Here is a 19,395-nt window from a genome sequence, read left to right as displayed (position 1 = left end):
TCAGGCGCTAATTTTGCGAAAACATTCGCCTAGAAAGGAAAAATCTTTCGTGCGAAAAATCACAAAATCAGGATTGGAGTCTTATGCGAGCATTAAAAGTGTTTATCCTTCTAATTATGCCTACAATTTGTTTTGCGGCAAGCCATCAAGAGTATTTTGATACATACTTAAAAAATCTCACAGCAAAATTGAATTCATCTGAATATCCGGGGCCTCTGAGCGAGCAGGTGGCGAGAGTGGCTCTAGCGAGGCAATCCCTTGAGGACGGACTTGGAAGAAAGTCCGATGTCAGTATCGCGGGCATATCAACCGGCGGTTTTAACAAGGAAATTGTCGACGAAACCATCGAAGACAGTGGTTTGTCGGTAGGTTACGCCTTCGACTCCGATGGCGGAAGATTCTACGTTTTTAAAGGATGTCAGGCCAATATCTATTCCGCTATTTGTATAAGTCGATTGTTCAACATTTATGTTGACAGGTTTCTGACAAGAGACAAAAAATCCTGGTTCCAGGCAAAACAGGTTTCCAGAGCCATATTGCAGTCTCCTGACTCTTTTGAACTTAATCATCTATTTTATATGAAGCTGGCGCCGGACAAAATCATCGAGAGGGCAAATCGTCTTTTTGGTCCTAAGTACAATTCTGTCATTAGGATTGCGAACGGCTACCAGACCGATACCGATGGGCTGAACTAAGCACATCGATTCATAATTAGTCCGGCATCCCGAATCAACCCAATAGTTAGATGCCCCTCGAAAGAACTGGGGGCATCTAACTGACATTCATTGATGGGTCACATCTCCATTTCCAGTATTATCTCGTCCATGTGAATAATGGCTTTTCTCACAGAGTCCACAAACCTCTGCTGAATTTGATTCTTTTTCAATAAATCGGCCAGGAAATCTACCCGTTGTTGAGTCCTCTGCTGCAGCAGCTTGTAGTAATTGAGATCAACGGATGGTCTATATTTCTCATCATAGTCAGGGTCTAAAAAATCCAGACTGTGACGAGCGGGAACTGTTAGGCCTGGAAAGATAGGCCAGTCTTCCATCCGCATTTTTCCTCTGACCATGTGAACCACTAGAGGCAAACTCAGTTCCTTTGGGATATCAACGTCCTTACCATCCCGACAGTAAAACTTGTTCGTATTAAGAATAACTGCTATTGCGCCTCTCCTATAAAGAGCCTCAAAACGCTCACAATCCAATAACAATGAATAAACTCTGAATGGATTCGCAAATGGTTCAAAAACAAGCCTGTTCATTTCCGATTCAGGGACATTTTCAGCGGAGGTCCTCATAGTAGCTAAAGAAGCCCCCATTGCCACAGCTAATCTGGTATCCGATATGAAGCTCACTGGAGGCAAGGTGGTGTCTTTCATCAGGTAACAGACGAAATCAGGCACTGGACCCGTGTCCGCCAGATTGAGCAGCCATTCCCGACTCTTGATAGCCCTGCCGTTCCGGTTCCTGATGTCCGAGGGGAATATGACCTTGGATCCGTTGGTGTCCTCAGTAACCATCTGGTTCATACCCGACATCCAATAGTTTATATCCTCTGAGTACGCGAGGGTTCCGTCAGTCTTATCGAAGAGGTTTGGTTCAAGCACAATGCTCTTGTTGTTGATCAAGTCAATGTTGAATGCGTCATCATGTATGACAATAACCTTCTCTCCGGCTTCAGTATCTATGGCCCCTTCGTGAAATGCAGAGTTTGTAAGCGACGACTTTCCTGAACCTGACAGTCCAAACACCGCCATTGAGGTGTTTTTTTCCTGAAGATGGAACTCCTTGATCCCTGCGTGACAAGCGACCATACCCTGACGAACACCTATCGTCCAACCGAATGTGAGCAGATTTTTCTTCATCTCACCAAAATATCTCAAACCTAACACGGCCACACAATTTTGAGCGGGGTCTATAATCACCAGTCCAACAGGATAGTCTGGATGACGCCAGTCCGGGTCAGCTATCATGTAGACATCCGTCTCCTCTCCCAAAGGAGTAGATTGCGCATAAATCGATTTTATCTCTTCTGTTTCGTGTTGGAAATTCAAACAGACATTTAATGCGTTCATGGCGTGGCGTTCGGTGGTAAGAAAGTGGGATCTGATCATGAAAACAGGATCCAGCCCCATGTAGACTGTAGTATGAATAAGAGGCTTTGACCCCATGTCATAGACGGCTTCCCGAAGCACCGCCTCATATTTGGCATGGTTTTCCTCCATTTGGGTGGACATTACGCGAGCGCGCGCTGTTCGTCCGAGTATCGCCCCATCATTTACTACCAGGACTTTGGCGTCTTCAGGTAAGCCCATTTCTTTGGCCCTAAAAATGGGATGGCAGGTTTCAATAGCGCCAGGTTGTTTCCGAGCTAATTCATAACATTCGCTCAGTCCAACTTTCCTTACGTTGTTCCCACAAAAAACTGTCCTTATTATCGCCAGGAATGAACTAACTTTCTGTGGATTGAGCACATTTGTAGTCGACATATAACCTCCTGCTGTCAAATCTAGACAGCGACTGTTGAAGCGTCGGGAGAGAAGAAGTCAGTAATCAAGCGTCTCTCCAGCTTTATTTTCTACATCACCTGTGATGCGACCTTATGTCGTCCTCGGGGATTTCAAAAGCGAGGTATTGTTAAGACAATTCTGTCAAGATCCTGTGCCCGACGGAATTCGTCAGAATCAATTCTCGAAACGAGGTTTATATAAAAAACTAGCAAGTTACAAGTTCTTCACTATATTATTGTGTCACTTGGTCAATAAGGCAACGTTTATTGCCTTTTCGTCAGAAAAATATTACGAATAAAAAGTATTAAATGGTCAAGTTATGCCATCGACCCGATCCGGACATATGTAGTTCCACGCTCCAACAAATGTCTAATCAGAGTAAACGTATCAGTGCGAACCAGAAAATAACAGTATTGACCCAGGTGGCCTTATATATATTGGTGGCCATAATTGCAGGCAGTTGCGTTCCAGCCATGCTCAAGAGCGCCAAAACTACTAATGACAATACCGCTCTGACAAAATCTGAATCAACCTTGATTAAACCTAGATTGGCGCAACAACCGAACGACCTTGAACCTGTGAACAACGCAAAGAGTCAATCTACTGAGGAGACATCACGCAAAACATCGGAACCTGTCGAAGAACGGCCATTGAGCGCTCCTGAGCCAGAAAATAAAGACCTAATTAATGGATTACCTAGAGGCGGTTCTGGCAAGGCGATTTCAGACAAAGAGAAGGCTCCCAAGAGGCTGATTGGAGCTGAAAAGGGCAAGGTCCCTCCCGAATCTGAACAAAAAAAGGGGCCTGGACCCGGCGATGTAAAAACAAAGGACAATGACGACGAAGAATGGATGAAATCGGAAGGAAAACCGCCATCCTTTAAGAAGCATGATCATTCGAAGTATATTGACCACATAAGAAGCAAGGCTATAGACGCCCTGAACAGGGAACAGGACTGTTCCTATTCAATGCTTTGCAATGATTCTACAACAGATGAATGGTCTCTCACCTTATATTTCAGACAAGAAAAGAGTTTCAAATACAAATCTTTTGTATGGGATCCTATTGACGACAGATGGGAACAACAGTATGAATCGGAACGGAAGCCGTTCAGTGTGTGGAAAAATCACATGAGCTTCGCGACATCCGGCAAGAAATGCCATGTGCTTAAAGGTGGCAATCGAAACTGATTTGGCGGGTCAGTCCTGAAAATGGATTCGACATTTCTTTTCAATCATTGGAACGAATTCCAGGAGATGAAAGATGGCAAGAAAATGGATGGCTGTAAGATCTTGGTCGGCAATGCAACCCATTTCCCCAGTGTCGATTTGCTTCATCATTGCGCTAAATATTCTAACGATTGGGGCTACAAATTCATGTGGCCAGGGTTCGTTTCAGCAGACACGCGAACAATGTGACGAATGCTGTAAGAAGTCAACCAACGACGCATACTACCAAGAACAGTGCAGGTTAAAATGTTTCAGGAATCACGATTATTGCGTCGGTTCCGCTTCCTCTCACACTGAACCTGCCCCGCCTCCGAAGACTGACACCGGAGACGAACAAAAAAAGACTCCGGAACGTTCCAGACCTCAGGTTGAACAGCAAGTTCCTCTGCCGAAACCTCAGGTAGCTAATCGGCCAAAATTTGTATGGCCTAACCCTCTCAACCTCGCCCCTGGACGCGAAGGAGAGGCGGCTGCCCATATTCTGGCTATCAACGGAATCACTCCCCAGCACCCGAACTACTCTCAGGCGCTTGGGGCCATACAGGGCGTTTTAGTGAACTTCGTTAGAAACAATCCATCGGGTGGCTCATTACCGACGGCTCAATTGCAACAGATTATAAGTCAACTGAGATAACCAAACTGTTATTTACAAATTACCTGAGCCACAGTTGCATAAAGCTTTTCTAAGAATATGTTGGCTACTTTTGTCCTATTCAGGACTAGTAGTTGTCTGCGCAGCGGATCCTTCGCTGGTCCCAGATCCGGCGAAGCTTTACTATGCTTCTCCAACAAGCTTGTACAACGCGTGGTGGGGAAAACCTCCCCAGATAGGCGCCAAAGAAAAATGTTTTGACCCCGGCGCCTGTGCGAAATGCCACCCCAAAAATCTGGAAATGGACAAGGCACATGCGTTCTCGTGTATCACCTGCCATAAAGGCGACGAGAAGGCTCAGGAAAAACATGAGGCTCACGCAGGACTTGTTTCTGACCCAGGAGACCTTGATCAGGTTGCAAGCACATGTGGAAAGTGTCACCCTAAACACGCTAAAAATGTGAAAATCTCGAAAATGGCGCTCGCTCCAACAATGATTAATCATACAAGGTATGAGTTCGGCGCTCAAAGCTCTTCATCATTCTTGTTTGGCGTTAGGCCTGCAGCCGGACTTGACCAAATTCCAGATCCCAATTTGCTTGTATTGGACTCCCCGACGGTTGCGGAAAGAAGATCGGAAGTCGGGGAAAATGCTCAAGGTAATGGACTTATACTATCCGGTCTGGGTGATGATCTATTGAGAAGATCATGCCTGCGTTGCCACCTCTACACAAAGGGGTCGAGTCGCCCGGGAGAGCAGCGAGGAAAAGGCTGTTCGGCATGTCATTGCGCCTACTCCAATGAGGACAGCTTGCGCCCAACTGAGCACGGGATAGTAAAATCGCCGGGCGTAACGGCCTGCTTGAAATGTCACAACTCAAATCATGTAGGGTGTGATTACGTTGGGCTATTTGAAAAGGATTTTAATAGAGGCTTTAGATCTCCAATAATGGATGGCAAACAATCCCCTACCCTTTACGGCGCAGAACAGCATCGATTGACAGCGGATATTCATTTCAAGTCAGGGATGGTTTGTTCGGATTGCCATCCACCGGATCAGATTCATGGATCAGGAAAACCTCTTAGGGACAACGGGAACCGGCAAAAAATTTCATGCGAAAGTTGCCATGTTTATTCCAGTCATCCATCTCTTGTGAAAAACTCAAATGGACAAAGCGTTCTCAAACGGATGCCCGATAAAATCATACCTTCTTTTCGGACCGATATAATCCCTCACAGCATCGTTCGACACAGAGACTCTGTCAACTGTGCCACCTGCCACGCAGCGTGGTCGTTTCAGGATTATGGATATCACATTATGTTGGATGAGAGGGCAGAATACTGGATGTGGTCCATCAATGCCGCCCAAAATGATCCTCAAATTCAAGAACTTTTAGGAAAATTCGTTGGAGACTATGCAGAATTGATTCCTGAACGGGGAAGCCCCAAGCCCGCGATACCAGAGAAAGTCTGGACTCTTCCAAAGACCAGAGACTGGGTAAGCGGAGACTCCAGGTCCGGAGCCTGGTTTAAAGGGTTTACGATCAGGAGGTGGGAAAATCCACCGTTAGGTCTTGACTCCTCGGCCAAGGTCACGATTATGCGCCCCATGAATCAATTTGTGGTCTCATGGGTAAAACCTGATGGGACCGTGACGCTGGACAGCGTAGTTCCTATTACGGGCTCAGGCAAACCGGCATTGATAATGAATCCTTACTCTCCGCACACCATCCGGAAAAAAGGCCGGCAATGTCATGCATGTCATGGAAACCCGAAAAGCGTTGGGCTGGGATCTTCGCTCATTGGAATTGGGAAAACCGCTGTCACGCCTGTGCTCAGCCCGGAGAATCGCCTATCAGTTAAAAACGTTCGCTGGGACGCTCTTGTTGATAAAACTGGAAACCCGATCCAATCAAGCTCATATGAAGGGTCTGCTCCTTTGAGCCCGGACTTTTTCAAGCGACTTCTATTCCCGGGTTATCGTTTCAGGTCGATTTGGAGTCAGTATCTAGGAGGATGGGACTGAGCTTTGTTCATGCGCAATTAATTGTTGTGAGAACCAATACTGATCCCGGCGCAATAAACAGGCAAGTCCAAACTTGACATGTTCCGTTCCCAAGGTTTAATGTGAATTAACAAGTCATTTTTATCACAAGGTAATACCACCGGTCGGTAGAAAATGAAAATCACGATTGAACAAGTTGACTACGTCGCTATACTCGGCAGACTAGCTTTGTCCAAAGAAGAAAAACTGAAGTACATGGGGCAACTGGATGACATCCTGAAATATATGGATACTCTTTCCGCTGTCCCAACTGATGATGTCGAGCCCATGGCTGGTCCGGTAGAACTTTTCACGCCATTGAGGGAAGATGTTGTCAAACCGTCACTTCCGATTGAAAAGTCTTTATCCAACGCTCCTGCAACTGACGGTTCATCGTTTCTAGTACCGAAGATCATCGAATGACCAATCGATTGGTTCATGAATTCTCATGAGGGGAAGATAGGTGTCCAACCTTTACGAAAAAACCGCCACCGAACTTGCTGGCCTTTTGGCCTCCAAAAAAACGTCATCGGTTGAAATAACCAAGTCAGTTTTGGATAGAATCGATGCTGTTGAATCGGAAATTCATTCGTACGTTAGTATTTACCCCGATCTAGCCTTAGCCATGGCCGAGCAAGCGGATCGTCGCATTCAGGAACGGAGAGGACATTCCCTGACCGGAATCCCTATCGCAATCAAAGACAATATGTGTTTGCAGGATAAGAAAACGACGTGCGGATCACGGATTCTATCGAACTTCAGTCCTCCATATGATGCCACAGTCGTCAAATCTATTAAGGATGAGGGCATGGTGATTCTGGGGAGCGCTAACATGGACGAATTCGCTATGGGCTCCTCGACTGAAACTTCCTGTTGGGGACCAACCAAGAATCCCTGGGATACAGATAAGATTCCGGGAGGATCGAGCGGGGGTTCAGCGGCGGCAGTCGCTTGCGGTCAGGCTACCGTGGCGCTCGGTTCGGACACGGGTGGATCGATTCGTCTGCCTGCGGCGTTTTGCGGAGTTACGGGCATCAAACCCACCTATGGCGCAGTTTCACGCTTTGGATTGGTCGCATACGCATCGAGTCTTGATCAAATTGGCCCATTTGGCCGAGATATTTCTGACATAGCCCTGCTTTTGAACCTTTTGTGCCGCCATGATCCGATGGATTCGACTTCTGTCCCTATGACACATCCCGATTTTACCTCTTTTCTGAACAAGGATGTCGCTGGTTTGACATTGGGCGTTCCGGTCGAATTTTTCGATAAGCTTGGAAACCAGGATGTTGAAAAAAGTTTACGGTCCGCAAGAGACGTTCTTGAAAAGCTCGGGGTTAAATTTGTCGACATGTCTTTGCCTTCGTTAAATTATGGAATCGCGGCCTATTACGTTATCGCTCCTTCGGAGGCGTCTTCCAATCTGGCTAGATATGACGGTGTCAAGTATGGTCATCGGTCCAAGGATTTCGAGAGTATGATAGACATGTATTGCAAAACCAGGGCTGAGGGGTTTGGTCCGGAAGTAAAGCGTCGGATAATGTTGGGGACTTATGCTCTGTCATCGGGATATTACGACGCCTATTACTTAAAAGCCGCCAAGATAAGAACTCTCATTACGAAAGACTTCAAACGGGCGTTTGAATCATGTGACGCAATCTTTGCTCCCGTAGCCCCTGCTCCGGCCTTTAACATCGGGGAGAAAATGGATGATCCAATAGAAATGTATTTGACCGATGTTTTTACTATTCCAGTAAACATGGCCGGACTCCCGGGTATATCCTGCCCCGCCGGCTTTTCAGGCACAGGCCTGCCCATAGGGATGCAACTTATCGCCCCACATTTTGGGGAATCCAAACTTGTACAATTAGTCGCAGCCTTTCAGAAAGAAACAGATTTTCACCTGAGACGTCCCACCATATAGGAAGCGAATCATGGAATTCGAAACAGTAATCGGTTTGGAAATACACGCTCAACTTCTCACCGACTCAAAGGCTTTTTGCTCTTGCACAACTAAATTTGGGAATGAACCGAACTCAAACACATGCCCCATTTGTCTGGGCATGCCGGGCTCACTTCCGGTCCTGAATCGAAAAGCCCTTGAATACACGGTTCTGATGGCTCTTGCTTGTAACTGTCGGATAAATGAAATTAGTCGGTTTGCCAGAAAAAACTACTATTATCCGGATCTGCCTAAAAACTACCAAATATCTCAATATGAACTGCCTGTGGCCGAATATGGGTGGATCGAAGTGGACACAACCGAGGGCACAAGGAAAATAGGAATTACCCGTATACATATGGAGGAGGACGCTGGTAAACTTATCCATGACGAAAGGAAGCCTGTTTCCTATGTAGATTTGAATAGAACAGGGGTTCCACTCATAGAGATAGTCTCGGAACCAGACATGCGTACACCAGAAGAGGCTTCGGCTTATCTGAGGACCTTACATTCGATCCTCGTTTACCTTGGAATCTGTGACGGCAATATGGAAGAAGGCAGCTTCAGGTGTGACGCAAATGTGTCTATTAGACCCTTTGGACAGACTGCGCTTGGAACGAAAACAGAATTGAAAAACATGAACTCATTCAAGAATGTCCAAAAAGGGCTTCAATACGAAATAGAGAGACATACTGAAGTTTTGGGAAATGGCGGCGCAATAGTCCAAGAAACGCGGCTGTTCGACCCGTCAACCGGGTCTACGGTTTCAATGAGAAGCAAAGAACAAGCCCACGACTACCGTTATTTTCCGGATCCGGATCTCCTTCCACTGAGGGTCGAGCCAGAGCTTGTTGAGAAGATGAGGGCTTCTTTGCCTGAACTCCCTCGGGAAAAGAAAGATAGATTTGTGATGGATTTTGGGATACCGGAGTATGATGCAGGAGTATTAACTTCGGAACGTTCACTAGCTCAGTATTTTGAAAACACCGTCACCATTTTCCCAAATCCCAAATCTGTCAGCAACTGGATGATGACCGAGTTTATGAGGGTATTGAAGGGACAGGATTCATCAGTAGCCTCAGCCCCTGTCCAGCCAAAAGATCTTGCGGATCTTCTCAAGATGATCGAGGACGGCACGATATCAGGAAAAATTGGAAAAACGGTCTTTGAGGAGATGTGGATTTCGGGCAAGAGTCCTGCTCAAATAGTCAAAGATAAAGGACTGATTCAGGTTTCAGATGTTTCAGAGTTGTCAGGAATCATCGTTAAAATATTAAAGGATAACCCTACAGAGGTGTCTCGCTTTTTGGAAGGCAAGACCCAGTTAATGGGATTTTTTGTGGGGCAGACCATGAAAGCCACGCGTGGTAAGGCGAACCCACAATTGGTCAATGGGATCCTCACATCTGAGCTTGAAAAGTTGCGTGACTCCCCTAAGTAGCAATTCGAAAGGTCAAAAGAACGCTTCATTTCAGCGTGATTTCTTCTCGTCTTTTTTCATTTGTTTGGTTGGAGGCTTCATCCTGACCGGCTTTTGATTCATATCTTTGACCTGAGGCTGAACTTTTGGCTCTGCCTCTGGGCCGCCCATTTTTTCCAACTGGTTATCGAGAGCCTTCCACGAAGCCGCAAATTCTCCCGCTTGCTGTTGCAAACCACTGAGGGCCTCCTTGGCTTCAAGGAATAGCTGTAAGGATTTGAGTTCTTCGGTCAGATCTATTTTCCATGGGGACTTGGAGTCTGTGCGGGTTAATCGTATGAGACGTGAAGCTCCTTTTAATGTCCTGACCTGCAAGATGGCCAGTCCTTCATCCGTTTTCACCAAGACAGGAGGAGAGACGGGGTCCAGAATATTTAAGAGAGCCAGTTTTTCAGGGGGTTGCCCCAACTTGTATCGTTGGTCTATTTGTTTCACAAGTTCGAGAGAGGCGGGGGAAAGAAGATTTCTCGCATCCTGAACTTTTTCGGTGTTCATTCTTTCCCTGTAAAGCATAAAAACTTCTTCAGGTTTCACAGGCGCAACGTCACAACTAGCGAGCAAAAGGCAGCAGACCACATCGAGGAAGAAAATGATTGTGAAGCTCCGAATTGTTGGCTTCAATGGCGAAGACAAGCGAAGTGGGCAATAGTTCAATTTCATGTCTCTTTTGCTACTCTGCTATGGCTCTGAGCAATTGGAAACCAAAGCCTGAACACGCTTCCGTTGACCGGGGAACCGTCCAATTCTATAGATCCTCTGTGCAGTGCCATTATTTCTCTACAGATCGAAAGCCCCAACCCAGAACCAATCTCTCCATCGGTTCCTTTTTCTCGACCACGATGAAAGGGCGCAAAGAGTTTGGGCCTTTCTTGAACGCTGACACCTACGCCATTGTCCTCAACAACCGCTTCAACCCCATTTACGCTTTCTCTCAGGGATTTTCTAGTCGTTACCTTTATCATACCCCCTCGTTCAGTGAACTTGATGCCATTACTCAACAAATTATTCATTACCCGGGTCACCTGGCCAATATCGCCCGAGATTTTTGGTAGATCACGAGCCAGTTCAGACTGAACACTAATATTCTTCGCTACCGCTAATGTGTTCATTGTCTGAATACTCTGGTTCACCGCCAAGTTGAGATCTGTTGGGAACAGCCTGAGTTCAGCGACCCGCGATTCCAACCGAAGCAGTTCCAGGAGTGAATTAATGAAAGTCAATTGCGTCTTGGCTGACTTGAACATCCTGTCCACATTGTCACACAGTGACTGGGGAATGTCGCTTTTCCGGAGCAATTCCATGGTACCAAGTAGAGCCTGAAAAGGGGCGCGAACATCGTGAGTAAGCACTGAAAGCAGTTGGGTCTGTCTTTTGTTTATCTCTTCAGCCTGTTTACGCAACCTGTTACGTTCGACAAGGCTATTGATCATAAGGACAATTTTCCGAGGATCAGTGTTAAGCAGTTCTCGTTTCTGAAGATACCCGTCTGCCCCAGCTTCAAAAGCCTGGTTCCAAGCGTCGAGAGTTTCCATAGAAGAGCTAATGACAATCGTACTGTGAGGGTTGGCCTTCTTAATTTCTCGGCATATTTCAACACCATTTCCGTCCGGAAACATGATGTCCAATAATATGATGTCATAACCCTTTGATGCGGCTTCTCTGGCCGTCTTGGCTGTTGAAGCTTCCTCTATGGAGAAAGAATCTCCTAACATCAGCCCTACCCTCTGCCTGATCAGATCTTCGTCATCGGCTAGCAAGAGCGAGAGTCTGGCCATAGGTCAATTCTCCAACATTCTGGGAAGCGTCAAGGTAAAACAGGCCCCATTCCCTAGAGAGCTTCTAACTTCCAGACGCCCACCGTGCGCCTTAGCTATTTTTCTCGCAAGATAAAGTCCACGACCGCTACCGCCGGTAGTAAAGCCTAGTTGAAATATTTTGCCCAGATGCGCCGGAGGTATTCCTGGGCCATCGTCCTCCACCGTACAAATCGCATCTTTCAATGACATGTCCAGGCGAATCTCAACTTTACCGCCGTGGTCACAAAACTTTACAGCGTTTCTGATCAGGTTATCTACCGCTCTTTTTAGAAATCTTTCCTCACCCGACACAAATATTCCATGCTCCTCGAGATGATTGGACTGTATGCTGACTCCTTTGCTGGTTGCAGCCTCCGCATAATTTGAGACACATTTATCCACTAGAAGATTCAGGTTGACACATAATGGTCTGACTTGAAATGAATCGGAATGCAACCTGATAAAATCGATCCTCTCTTCCAGCATGTGAAAAAGTTCCAAACGCTTGTTTTCTATCTGGTCCAGAATCTTAACCGATTCGTTGATTGATCCTTCAAGCGCAAGTCGTTTTGCGCTGTCAATACCTATCCCTATCACATCAATCGCAGCGGAAAGCTCGTGTCGGTATAGTTTACCAATCTCCTTATTTATAAGGTTCTGATCGGTAGTGTTCCTGATGAGTATCACCTGCGGTCCAAGTTCCACATCAAAATGCTTTCCTCGCGATTCCAGAGAAATCCTGTCTCCAAAGATCTGAGCAGACACTCCTTTGTCAAATCCTGACTTTCTAATATTAGTTATAACTTTTTCCTTTGAATACTTACGAACTGCGTCTTCAAATGAAATTGATCCGAAAAGAGTCATGCGTAGCCAGTTTTCAGTCTGAAGCGTTCGTTCAGCCGCCGGATTCATGTAATAGAGAGACTTGGGTTGATCTATGCATATGATACCATCAGGGGACATTTCAAGGCCCTGTCTGTCCAATTCTGTCGTCTTAACCCGGCGCTCTCTTTCTTCTTTAATCTTTGCGGTTTTGGATTTCTGGATTGATTCTTTTGCTAGTGGATAAGTTTCATACAGGAATCTTTTGGCCATTCCCCGTTTGGACAAGTCCGAGGTTAATATGTAGCCGCCACCCGACCTATCAATGATTCCTGATCCCCCTAGCATTCGGAAATAATTCCGATCCGCCGGAGTTAGCCACAATTGTGAGTAATCCGTGTCCGACAAAGGAACGTAGAATAGCCATGTGAGGTAAAGAACTCTGGTGAAAGACGAGAGTTCTCTCACCTCCAGAACAGACCTCACCAGTTGGTGAAAATCGTCTGCCCCACAAGTGGGCGCCCTTTTTCCAACAGTTCCTCTTCCAGGAATAGCTGTCCTCAAATTGTGCAAAACGTCAATCCTGGGATAACGCGTGCGGAGGGCTTTCAATAGATCCGGAGCTATTCCGTTGTTAAGAATTGTGATGAGGCACAGTCTGGAGAGTTCTTTCAACTCCTCTGGAGTGTCGGATCTGTTTTGAAAAGTTTCGATCAGAAACGGAACGGAATTGGAGGGATCAATGTGGCGCAGCAGTAAAATCTGCATAAAACTCATTTCCGTTGCTTCGAAATTCCTCAGGCACGGCTCATGGCTTCCTCTGAGGCTCCTGTACGCCCACAGGCAGGCCGGCGTAATGAAACCTCGTGAATAAATGGCCTTTCTCAGAGACATTCTCTGGACGGAATTGGCCCATCGGACTCCTGCCTGAATCGCGACATTCAAGGATGAACGTCCTCCGACTTCTATAATATTTAGAAGTTTCGAGAAAGCTTCATCTGAAAAATAGGGTGAATCAACACTCCAATAAAATAATTTATTGAACTTGGAGAACAGGCTTTCAATCTTTGTTCGCTTCTCAAGTTCTATTATAAATTGGTTTAACATGATAGACTAATTATTCGATATTACAAATTTTGTCAAGGAAACATGTGTCTGTTTGAGCCATCAAAAACAGCAAGGTCATGGGTAAAAATTTTAGCAAAATACTGGTACGTCGATTAAATTTTCACATGTTTCTCGCACTTGGCTGGATTAAGTTATATTTTAATATAGTGACGCTCTTTATGGTATTGTTAGCCCAACGAAGCGATGGGTGATTGGCTTGACCGTCCCTCTTTCAGGCATGCTTTGGTTGAAAATAGAAAAGGCAACTCCAGAATTAATACCTGATCAGTCGGCCGGAATATCTCGCCCTGTTGAGACTTTAATAATTTAGGAGGACAAAAGGGTGGACAAGCAAAAAACAGGATATGGTTTCGATACCTTGGCGATACACGCAGGTCAAACGCCGGACCCTTCGACTCTATCACGCGCAGTGCCGATTCACAGGACTTCCTCTTATGTATTTAAAGATACCCAGCATGCCGCCAATCTTTTTGGGCTTAAAGAACTGGGGAATATTTATACTAGGATCATGAACCCTACTACGGATGTGCTTGAAAATAGGATGGCGGCTCTCGAAGGGGGAGTCGGAGGCTTGGCTTTGGCTTCCGGGAGTGCAGCCGTCTTCTATTCAATCATCAATGTAATTGAGCAGGGATATGAGCTATTAGCCTCAAGACATCTGTATGGAGGGACCTTCACCCTGTTTCAGGACATTTTGCCGCAATTCGGAATCAAGACTCGCTTTGTAGATTGTGGTGACGCTGAAGCCTTTGCCAACTCTGTAAATTCCAAGACAAGGGCGATTTTCATTGAAACCATTGGGAACCCTGAGTTATGTGTGCCGGATTTTTTGGAAATCAGTCAGGTCGCGAAAAAGGCTCATGTGCCCTTAATTGTAGACTCAACTTTTACAACCCCCTACATTTTCAGACCTATTGAATTTGGAGCGGACATAGTTGTGCATTCTTTGACCAAATGGATTGGTGGGCATGGGACTGCTATAGGCGGAGTTGTTGTGGATTCCGGAACATTTGACTGGACCGACAAGAAATTCAGGTTATTCAATGATCCCGAACCGTCCTACCATGGGTTAAGATTTGCCCATGATTTGGGGCCTATGAGTAATATGGCCTATATTTTAAGAATGAGGCTGGTTCCATTGAGAAATATGGGCGCATGCATAAGCCCGGACAACTCCTGGATCTTTCTCCAAGGATTGGAAACATTGTCTCTCAGGATGGAGCGCCATTGCGCCAACTCTATCGCTGTGGCTCGGCATCTGGAAAAGCATCAGGGAGTAGAATGGGTTAAATACCCAGGGCTGGAATCCGAACCGTCCTACCCCAAGGTTCTGAAATATTTCAGAAATGGCTGCGGGGGCAGTGTCGTGGTTTTTGGGATTAAGGGAAAGACGGAAGCTGCCAAGAAGTTCATGGGTGGTCTAAAGTTGTTTTCCCATCTTGCCAACGTGGGAGACGCCAAGAGTCTCGTGATTCATCCAGCCAGCACAACTCATTCTCAGCTTTCTAATGAACAACGCCTTCTGGCTGGGATCCCGGATGAAATGATAAGGCTTTCCGTAGGTATCGAAGACATTGAAGACATTCTCGAGGACCTTGATAATGCTTTGGCTTCTGTTTGAAATTAATTTTCGTTCAATCATTCGCGACGGATTTAGATGACTTCCCAACAACACAAAAACAGACCCAGCTTGCCGAGAAAGCCAATTTTCAAACTCGGACCGAAAAAGGTTTTCTCTCATGCTCAAAAAGAGATTTTTCAGCCTCGAATTCATATAGACGCCAAGTCCTTACTGTTAAAAATGGGACGCCCTGAACCGGCCCCATTTACTCCTGATCCCTTTCAAAAAATGGCGCTTGAAAACATACTCGTAAGAGATGTCTTGGTCAGCGCTCCCACAGGTTCGGGAAAAACCTGGATTGCCCTCGAGGCGACGAGGGATTATTTGTCCAGAGGATTAAAAGTTTGGTACGCTACCCCATTGAAGGCTCTGTCAAACTCCAAATTGGAGGAATTTGGGGCCTCTTTTGGAATCGAAAACGTAGGAATTCTAACTGGAGACCGCAAAGAAAATCCTAATGCTCCTGTCATCGTGGGGACTACCGAGATTCTCAGGAATCAACTTTACGATTCAATGGAAACAGGACTGGACATCGGAGTTGATCTCGTAATACTCGATGAGGCCCATTATTTAGGTGACCCGGACAGAGGCGTCGTCTGGGAGGAAGTTCTAATATATCTTCCATCACGGGTCAGGATTCTCCTTTTGTCGGCAACCATATCCAATGCGTCGGAAGTGGCGGGATGGTTGCAGGAGATCAGAAAATCTCCTTGTAAGGTCATTCTGACGTTAGAACGACCGGTGCCCCTCGACGCTCTGTTTCTTGCTCCCTCAGGTGAACTGACTCCGTTCTTGAAGGGACGACGTCTTTTTCCTCAAGTGGCCACGTTGGCCAAAAGCCTGAAAAAGGCCAGGAGATCGCCGAATCAGGAACCGCCGGATTTCAACAGAATTCTAACAGTCCTCAGGGAATTCGATCTCTTGCCTGCGATCATATTCATGAAATCAAGATTGGACTGTGACAAGGCCCTAGCTTCATTGCCTCCATGTCCATTCAAGCCATCTGAGGACGGCTTTGATAAGGAACTCGAAAGCTATCTGGCCTCAAATCCAGATCTTCAAACGCAGAGGCATATAGGTAGATTGCTTATGTGCCGCGTAGGAGTTCACCACGCCGGCCATTTACCGGCATGGCGGCTGTTGGTTGAGAACATGATGCTGGCAGGAAGGTTGGAAGCGATATTTTCTACCTCTACAGTAGCTGCGGGAGTCAATTTTCCCGCTAGGACCGTAGTCATACTGCAGACTGACCGTTTCGACGGACGATCATTTGTGGACATGACAGCTACTGAGTTTCATCAAATGACTGGCAGGGCTGGACGACGCGGAAAGGACAAAGCCGGCTTTACGGTCATGGTTCCCGGGAAATTCTTTGACATCTCTCTTGCCCAAGAGCTTCTGCTGTCAAATCCAGAGCCTTTACGATCCCGAATAGGGGTCAATTTCTCTATGGTTCTAAATCTCTTACTTTCTCACGATCCTGCAGCGGCAATCAGGCTGCTTGAATTTTCTTTCGCCTCATATTCATTGAATCCAAACAGGGCAAAAAAAGTTAAGTCTAAACTAACTGAGGCCTTTAACAATCACACGGGGTTACTGCATGACCTCGGTTATCTCGACGAAGAGGGCGCTCCTACTCCTGATGGAAAATGGGCGGCGAAATTGAGGCTGGATCAACCGCTGTTGATTGCCGAACTTATCAGGAATGGTGATTTTTCAGACTTGGATCCCGTTAGCCTTGCATCATTAATCGCTCCATTTGTCGTGGACAAAGACAGAGAAATTCAAATCAGTCGGGATTTGTGGAAAGACACTCGTCGACTGTGGAAAAAATTCCGAGCGATGATACAGAGGCTTAAACCGCTCGTCAATTATATGATAGACAGGGGATTTGATTTCCCTACAATCACATTTTGGCCTTGCGCAGCCACCTGCCTGTGGGCAGGACAGGCCCCGTGGGAAGAACTGACGGAGAGTCTCTCCGCTGATGAAGGTGATCTTGCAATGATGTTATTGAGGACAGCGGACCATTTGAGACAACTTGCTCAACTGGAAGATGAGCAGCCCCAGTTGGCTGATGCGGCCAAGGAGGCCATTGCCTTGATTATGCGGGCCCCCATCATCTAATAGTATTCGTTGGTAGTTCTTTTTTCCCGGCGCCTGAGTAATCTGGGGATCGGATCACCCTGAAAAAAGTTCCCTTGTTCATGAATGATACCTCCGGGCTCATAGCCATTATTGGTCCTATCGCGTAGTCATCAGTTACGAGGTTAAAATAACGATCGCTCAAAAAATTTACTTCCTCTTCGGGCTCAGATCCTCTGGACCCTGACTCAACCCAGCATGCTCCTTCATTCTTAAACAACTTCTCTCCGATTCTCTTGAATCCCGGCTTAGTTACCTCCGAGATTACAAACGATGTTTTGTACTTCCAGAGCAGGTCAGAGAACGCCTTTTCATATTTAGGGGATGTATCGTAAATTAGTAAGCCGAATTCTTGACCAAGTTTGCTGATCTGTTCCTTGAGCGGCTGATTTTGTCCTCTCGTCCGTTCGACATCCAATAGGGACGCCATTCTACGCATGGCCCAAAGTGTGGGAACAAAGTTGTTGGATTTTTCCTGCTTCGGTGGTTCCAGCTTCTTGACCACATCAACAACCTTTCCAGCCACCTTGCCTTTAAGTGTCACGGAAAATTTGTTTCCTGGCGCCTTGACGTAGCGTCCGAAAATCGACAGACTGTCCAAACCGATCATATCCGGTATGGGGTCAGGCACAACTGACTCTGAACCTAAGTCTTTGAGATTTAGGGAAACATCCGTCACCTGCGGAGATATAATACTTGCAAGCCATTTCGATACGGTCGGCTCAAAGGCTTCTGATCCGGACACCTGTAATATTGAGCCTCCTGTAACTCTTGCGATTTGATCCAGCGTGGCCAGGTCAGGAGATGGACCCAGAGCGGCAACAAATACCCTAATCTTGAATTTGTTATAACGCCGGACCATATCTATCAAAGCCTCCGGGTTAGTTTTTCCTACGGTCGCTTTTCCATCGGTTACAAGCAAGATTGTTTTTTCTCGCTTCTTCGTTGTAAATGCGTGAAAAGCAGCCAACATTGTGTTGAAAAGGTCCGTCCCTCCATCTGACTTTGAAGCTTCAATGAAGTCTGCAGCGACTGAAATATTGTGATTTTGAGCAGGCGCTAATGATCCGAAGAGTTTTTTCTGTCTGGATGTAAATCTTATCACATCGAACCGGTCCCCGGGCCGTAATTTCTCAATCAGAAGAAGGAGCGCCTTCTTTGCTTCCGCCATATATTTTGAGTTCATACTGCTAGAGCAGTCAAGCAACATTACTATGTCGTTTAAGGATGGTGAGCCGGTTTGTTTTGTGAAAGGAGGTTCTATAAGGGCCATAAAATAGCCCGCTTTCTCTGAAATTTTATTAAAAAATAACCTTAAATTTAAATCAAGTCCTGAAAATGTTGTAAGGAGTCTAAAATCTTCAGGTTCTCTAATTCCTTTTTCTTGACATACAACGAGTCTTCGACCTACAGCCTCATTTTCGATTCTCAAATGGTTAGATGGGGAGATTGAGGTTCGAACTGAACCGGACATTTTGAATCTGACCATAACTTCGTAGTCCCCAATCGGAGCCAAGGCATAACGCTCACCTGACATGGGGATCTTGATGTCCAAAACGTCGTTATCGAGGTGCAGAGGAACCGTGTAGACAATTCTGAACGATTTGCTTTCTCTTATTTTAAGTTTGATTCTTGGACATACGACGGTCTGATATCCAACAAGAGCAAGTGGAGCGGGATCTTCCGTATCCAGGACAATCTTCCTCAGAAGCGGAAAAAGTTCAGTGGGATTGAGAACATCAAAGGCTACTTTAGTTCCGTTTACGAGAACTTCCGAAATGCGATGTGGTTCTGGAAACATCATGGGGCATAAAAAAATCCCATCCACATCGTAATCATTATCGTTTACGAAAACCTGGTCAATTTTGACTTCAACTGACGACTCAGATACCGTGACCATAGTCTTGGAGATGAGGCAGGTCGGTCTGGCTACTGGCACTGATTCTTCATCAACTTTAGGAGGATAAGTGTAGAGCGTTCCCCCGGCAAAACAGATCTCATGACAACAGTTGAAGACTATGGCAGTCCAGAGAATCATTAGCCATACCTTCACCTCGTGATGACCGCAAAGCCTTGAATGAACT

General features: G+C 46.1%; 14 protein-coding genes. 9 read left to right on the top strand and 5 right to left on the bottom strand.

The window, feature by feature from the left end:
- The first annotated feature begins 83 nt into the window (after window positions 1-83).
- The gene (locus WC647_08045) at window positions 84-695 is read left to right on the top strand and encodes a hypothetical protein (protein ID MFA6222251.1); all 612 of its coding nucleotides are present in this window, start codon (window positions 84-86) and stop codon (window positions 693-695) included.
- Window positions 696-793: 98 nt separating this feature from the next.
- Here the strand turns inward: WC647_08045 and WC647_08040 are convergent, their stop codons facing one another.
- Window positions 794-2,491, bottom strand: coding sequence for a phosphoenolpyruvate carboxykinase (ATP) (locus WC647_08040; GenBank protein MFA6222250.1), 1,698 nt, complete (start codon window positions 2,489-2,491; stop codon window positions 794-796).
- Window positions 2,492-2,877: 386 nt separating this feature from the next.
- On the opposite strand from WC647_08040, the gene WC647_08035 reads away from it, so the two are divergent.
- From WC647_08035 to gatB, 6 genes are all read left to right on the top strand, one after another.
- Window positions 2,878-3,702 carry a hypothetical protein gene (locus WC647_08035; GenBank protein MFA6222249.1) on the top strand — a complete coding sequence of 275 codons (825 nt, stop codon included), beginning with the start codon at window positions 2,878-2,880 and terminating at the stop codon, window positions 3,700-3,702.
- Window positions 3,703-3,775: 73 nt separating this feature from the next.
- A complete protein-coding gene (locus WC647_08030; protein ID MFA6222248.1) occupies window positions 3,776-4,375 on the top strand; it encodes a hypothetical protein in 600 nt (199 codons plus the stop codon).
- 34 nt (window positions 4,376-4,409) lie between these two features.
- On the top strand, window positions 4,410-6,359 hold the full coding sequence (locus tag WC647_08025) for a hypothetical protein (GenBank protein ID MFA6222247.1): 1,950 nt from the start codon (window positions 4,410-4,412) through the stop codon (window positions 6,357-6,359).
- 153 nt (window positions 6,360-6,512) lie between these two features.
- Window positions 6,513-6,800 (top strand): Asp-tRNA(Asn)/Glu-tRNA(Gln) amidotransferase subunit GatC, encoded by a 288-nt coding sequence (gatC, locus tag WC647_08020; GenBank protein ID MFA6222246.1) that lies wholly within the window; start codon window positions 6,513-6,515, stop codon window positions 6,798-6,800.
- Window positions 6,801-6,840: 40 nt separating this feature from the next.
- Entirely contained in the window at window positions 6,841-8,301 is a 1,461-nt protein-coding gene (gene gatA / locus WC647_08015; GenBank protein ID MFA6222245.1) for an Asp-tRNA(Asn)/Glu-tRNA(Gln) amidotransferase subunit GatA, read from the top strand.
- Between the two features lie 10 nt (window positions 8,302-8,311).
- Window positions 8,312-9,760: an Asp-tRNA(Asn)/Glu-tRNA(Gln) amidotransferase subunit GatB gene (gene gatB / locus WC647_08010; GenBank protein MFA6222244.1), complete on the top strand. Its 1,449-nt coding sequence runs from the start codon at window positions 8,312-8,314 to the stop codon at window positions 9,758-9,760.
- A gap of 30 nt (window positions 9,761-9,790) precedes the next feature.
- Here gatB and WC647_08005 read toward each other — a convergent pair whose 3' ends face one another.
- From WC647_08005 to WC647_07995, 3 genes are read right to left on the bottom strand one after another with little or no spacing between them, the layout of a single operon-like run.
- Entirely contained in the window at window positions 9,791-10,453 is a 663-nt protein-coding gene (locus WC647_08005) for a hypothetical protein (protein ID MFA6222243.1), read from the bottom strand.
- Window positions 10,454-10,455: 2 nt separating this feature from the next.
- Window positions 10,456-11,574: a hybrid sensor histidine kinase/response regulator gene (locus WC647_08000; GenBank protein ID MFA6222242.1), complete on the bottom strand. Its 1,119-nt coding sequence runs from the start codon at window positions 11,572-11,574 to the stop codon at window positions 10,456-10,458.
- A gap of 3 nt (window positions 11,575-11,577) precedes the next feature.
- Entirely contained in the window at window positions 11,578-13,524 is a 1,947-nt protein-coding gene (locus WC647_07995; protein MFA6222241.1) for a HAMP domain-containing sensor histidine kinase, read from the bottom strand.
- A 343-nt stretch (window positions 13,525-13,867) separates the two neighbouring features.
- On the opposite strand from WC647_07995, the gene WC647_07990 reads away from it, so the two are divergent.
- Complete coding sequence (locus WC647_07990; protein ID MFA6222240.1) at window positions 13,868-15,166, top strand: O-acetylhomoserine aminocarboxypropyltransferase/cysteine synthase family protein; 1,299 nt, start codon at window positions 13,868-13,870, stop codon at window positions 15,164-15,166.
- 36 nt (window positions 15,167-15,202) lie between these two features.
- Window positions 15,203-17,293, top strand: a complete 2,091-nt coding sequence (locus WC647_07985) for a DEAD/DEAH box helicase (GenBank protein ID MFA6222239.1) — start codon at window positions 15,203-15,205, stop codon at window positions 17,291-17,293.
- Here the strand turns inward: WC647_07985 and WC647_07980 are convergent.
- Window positions 17,286-19,349 carry a VWA domain-containing protein gene (locus WC647_07980; protein MFA6222238.1) on the bottom strand — a complete coding sequence of 688 codons (2,064 nt, stop codon included), beginning with the start codon at window positions 19,347-19,349 and terminating at the stop codon, window positions 17,286-17,288. The genes WC647_07985 and WC647_07980 overlap by 8 nt on opposite strands.
- Between the last annotated feature and the right edge of the window lie 46 nt (window positions 19,350-19,395).

Source organism: Desulfomonilaceae bacterium (assembly GCA_041662605.1).
In the GTDB taxonomy this organism is placed as follows: Bacteria; Desulfobacterota; Desulfomonilia; order Desulfomonilales; family Desulfomonilaceae; genus CAJBEZ01.
This window is presented reverse-complemented; position numbering and strand designations above follow the sequence as displayed.

Bases quoted from the DNA above. Each gene is read 5' to 3' on its own strand.
- WC647_08045 (MFA6222251.1), top strand. From the start codon at position 84: ATGCGAGCATTAAAAGTGTTTATCCTTCTAATTATGCCTACAATTTGT.
- WC647_08040 (MFA6222250.1), bottom strand. From the start codon at position 2,491: ATGTCGACTACAAATGTGCTCAATCCACAGAAAGTTAGTTCATTCCTG.
- WC647_08035 (MFA6222249.1), top strand. From the start codon at position 2,878: ATGTCTAATCAGAGTAAACGTATCAGTGCGAACCAGAAAATAACAGTA.
- WC647_08030 (MFA6222248.1), top strand. From the start codon at position 3,776: ATGGCAAGAAAATGGATGGCTGTAAGATCTTGGTCGGCAATGCAACCC.
- gatC (MFA6222246.1), top strand. From the start codon at position 6,513: ATGAAAATCACGATTGAACAAGTTGACTACGTCGCTATACTCGGCAGA.
- gatB (MFA6222244.1), top strand. From the start codon at position 8,312: ATGGAATTCGAAACAGTAATCGGTTTGGAAATACACGCTCAACTTCTC.
- WC647_08000 (MFA6222242.1), bottom strand. From the start codon at position 11,574: ATGGCCAGACTCTCGCTCTTGCTAGCCGATGACGAAGATCTGATCAGG.
- WC647_07995 (MFA6222241.1), bottom strand. From the start codon at position 13,524: ATGTTAAACCAATTTATAATAGAACTTGAGAAGCGAACAAAGATTGAA.
- WC647_07985 (MFA6222239.1), top strand. From the start codon at position 15,203: ATGACTTCCCAACAACACAAAAACAGACCCAGCTTGCCGAGAAAGCCA.
- WC647_07980 (MFA6222238.1), bottom strand. From the start codon at position 19,349: ATGATTCTCTGGACTGCCATAGTCTTCAACTGTTGTCATGAGATCTGT.